Consider the following 269-nt stretch of genomic DNA (forward strand, 5'->3'; position numbering starts at 1 on the left):
CCATTCAGTGAATCATTTTCAGTCGCTAAAATGATGGGTTCGCGGATGCCGTTCCAATCAAATGAAGAATTAAGAATAGCTTCAGCAAAGTCATGGTTTGGAAAATGATCGGTCCATTGACGCTGGCCTTGAATACCGCCGGCAATGGCATTTCGACCAAGCGCTTCTTCATAAAAACCCATCTCAGCCAGTTTGGGATTACCCAACATAATGTCGCGGATAATCAGTGTCTGTTTAATGACGCGGTCCCATTCAGCATCTTTTTCCTC

1 pseudogene is annotated in these 269 nt (G+C 44.6%); it reads right to left on the minus strand.

What is annotated here, in order from left to right:
- Positions 1-269 (minus strand): annotated as a pseudogene (fucI, locus tag FQ668_RS27555) (L-fucose isomerase); the annotation flags it as partial.

This window comes from Pseudomonas sp. Kh14 (genome assembly GCF_900291005.1).
Taxonomy (GTDB): domain Bacteria; phylum Pseudomonadota; class Gammaproteobacteria; order Pseudomonadales; family Pseudomonadaceae; genus Aquipseudomonas; species Aquipseudomonas alloputida.